Annotated in this window: 4 protein-coding genes; all 4 read left to right on the forward strand. The window is 40.7% G+C overall.

Going from position 1 to position 2,623, the window contains the following annotated elements; genetic code table 11:
• The coding region (locus WB217_RS04140) for an aminotransferase class V-fold PLP-dependent enzyme (protein ID WP_423990908.1) at positions 1 to 364 on the forward strand (364 nt) is incomplete at its 5' end.
• A complete protein-coding gene (thiI, locus tag WB217_RS04145) occupies positions 361 to 1,569 on the forward strand; it encodes a tRNA uracil 4-sulfurtransferase ThiI (RefSeq protein WP_423990910.1) in 1,209 nt (402 codons plus the stop codon). The genes WB217_RS04140 and thiI, both read left to right, overlap by 4 nt.
• 161 nt (positions 1,570 to 1,730) lie before the next feature.
• Positions 1,731 to 1,937: a small, acid-soluble spore protein, alpha/beta type gene (locus WB217_RS04150; RefSeq protein WP_207500692.1), complete on the forward strand. Its 207-nt coding sequence runs from the start codon at positions 1,731 to 1,733 to the stop codon at positions 1,935 to 1,937.
• Positions 1,938 to 2,088: 151 nt separating this feature from the next.
• The coding region (locus WB217_RS04155; RefSeq protein WP_423990912.1) for an AMP-binding protein at positions 2,089 to 2,623 on the forward strand (535 nt) is incomplete at its 3' end.

Here is a 2,623-nt window from a genome sequence, read left to right on the forward strand (position 1 = left end):
TCAAATGACTGTGGCACTGGAAAGATTAAGAGATGGGATATGCCAAATCAAGGAAATTACCATTCATACACCTGAGGAAAACAGTGCGCCTCATATTTTGAATTTCTCTGTAAAAGGACTAAAGGCAGAAACATTTGTCCATGCGCTTGAGGAAAAGGATATATATGTATCCACTACAAGCGCATGTTCTTCAAAGAAAAAGGCTGCCAGCAAGACTTTATTGGCAATGGGAGTACCGGCTGATGAGGCAGAAAGTGCAATCCGGATCAGTCTTAGTTACAGCAATACAGTAGATGAAGCAGAACAAACAGTGAAAGCAATAGCAGAGGCTGTAAAACAACTAAGTGAGGTAGTAAAAAAATGATGTATGACCGTATATTGGTTCGATATGGAGAAATATCGACAAAAGGAAGAAACAGAAACAAATTTATCGACCGGTTAAGAAAAAATGTTAAAAGATCTTTAAGTGATTTACCGAATATTGAGATTAAGGCAGATCGTGACCGCATGTTTATCCTACTGAATGGCGAAGACAGCGCCGAAGTGGGGAAACGAATAAAAAGGATATTTGGAATTCAATCATACAGCCCGGCAATTAAAGTGGAAAAAGATATTGAGAAAATGAAGGATGCTGCGCTTGACCTTTTTAGGAGCATTCACAAACAAGGACAAACGTTTAAAATTAGTGCAAAAAGGTCTGATAAAACATTCGAACTTGATACGAATGAAATTAACTCTGCTTTTGGCGGCCATATTTTAAGAAATGTGGATGGGCTGACTGTTGATGTACGCAGACCGGATATTAACCTTCAGATTGAAATTCGAAAAGAGGCTGCCTACATCTCAGCTGAGAATATCCGGGGAGCAGGGGGGCTGCCTGCTGCATCAGGAGGTAAAGGGATGCTAATGCTTTCAGGCGGTATCGACAGTCCAGTTGCAGGTTATTTGACCATGAAAAGAGGCCTTGAAGTAGAAGGTGTTCATTTCTTCAGTCCACCATTCACAAGTGAGCGCGCTAAGCAAAAAGTTATCGATCTTTCTGAAAAACTTGCAGAGGTAAGTGGGCATTTCGCGCTGCATATCGTTCCATTTACAGAAATTCAACAAGCCATACACAAGCAGGTTCCTGAAAACTATACGATGACCACAACAAGAAGGCTGATGTTGCGGATCACAGACGCTATCCGGGAAAAGCAGGGTGGACTGGCGATTATCACAGGGGAAAGCCTTGGCCAGGTTGCCAGCCAGACACTTGAAAGCATGTATGCGATCAATGAAGTAACTAGTACGCCGATCATCAGACCGTTAATCACAATGGACAAGCTAGAGATTATGGATATTGCCCACGTAATCGATACACATGACATCTCCATCCGTCCTTACGAAGATTGTTGTACTGTCTTTGTGCCAGCATCTCCTAAAACAAAGCCAAGGCTTGAAAAGGTACAGAACTTTGAGAGCTACTTTGATTTTGAGGAATTGATTCAGAAAGCGGTAGAAGGAACAGAGCGGATCATTGTTAAACCAGCATCCGAACGAAAAGACGACCCTATAGACGATTTATTCTAAGTTGGTTATGAGCGTCTGTTTTCGAAGATATAACGGTAATAAACCTTGAACATAAATATCACTTTCGCATATGTTAAATATTTGTGAACAATTACCAGTTGATCTTCGGTATTAAGCCATGTGTTTCTACACACTCTATACTCACAAGGAGGTGAAAACACATGGCAAACAACAACAGCTCAAATCAACTTCTAGTCCCTGGAGTTCAACAAGCTCTTGATTCAATGAAGTATGAAATCGCTACAGAATTTGGTGTACAACTTGGTGGAGAAACTACTTCACGCGCTAACGGTTCTGTAGGAGGAGAAATCACTAAGCGTTTAGTTCAAATGGCTGAACAACAACTTGGTGGCGGATTCTCTCGCTAATTAAAAAATAAATAATATGGCTACAAGGAGCGGGGCACACGTCCCGCTCCTTTTCTTAATGAAGAAAACGTTATCTTATAATTTTTAATTTTATAATAATTTTGTATAATGAATTAGTGGGGATTTATCTAAAAAATTAAGGGGGAAGATTATGAACCGGGAAGAATTGATTGCACCTCAAAAGTATAATCTCGTATCGGAAATGGAGCGCTTTGCCCAGGATTCCAGCAGAAAGGCCATCCTTTGGGAAAATGAAGAGGGCGATACAAAGGAAATTACATACAGGGAACTCCTAAAAAATGCAAACAGAATTGGAAACGTTTTCTTGGAGAACGGTTTAAAACAAGGCGATGTAGTTTTGGTTGTTGTGCCGAGACTGATCGAAGCATATCAGGTATACATTGCATCATTAAAAATGGGACTTGTTGTCATTCCAAGTTCTGAGATGCTGAGAGCAAAGGATTTTCAATATCGTATTACCCATGGTGATGTAAAAGCGATTGTTAGCTATGCTCCATATACAAATGAGTTCGCTGGTTTAGAAGAAGCAAAAGGTCTCCCTAAGTTTGTCATCGGGGAAAGCAGAGAAGGATGGATTTTCCTTGATGAAGAAATGAAGTCTGCTCCAGAGGATTTCCCGCTGGCAGCTACTGAGCGCGACGATATGGCATTCCTAAGCTATACTT

Origin of the sequence: Mesobacillus sp. (assembly GCF_049588175.1) — a bacterium.
GTDB lineage: Bacteria > Bacillota > Bacilli > Bacillales > Cytobacillaceae > Mesobacillus.

What these genes read in the sequence shown, in the direction of transcription:
- thiI (WP_423990910.1), top strand. Translation starts at nt 361, where the DNA reads ATGATGTATGACCGTATATTGGTTCGATATGGAGAAATATCGACAAAA.
- WB217_RS04150 (WP_207500692.1), top strand. Translation starts at nt 1,731, where the DNA reads ATGGCAAACAACAACAGCTCAAATCAACTTCTAGTCCCTGGAGTTCAA.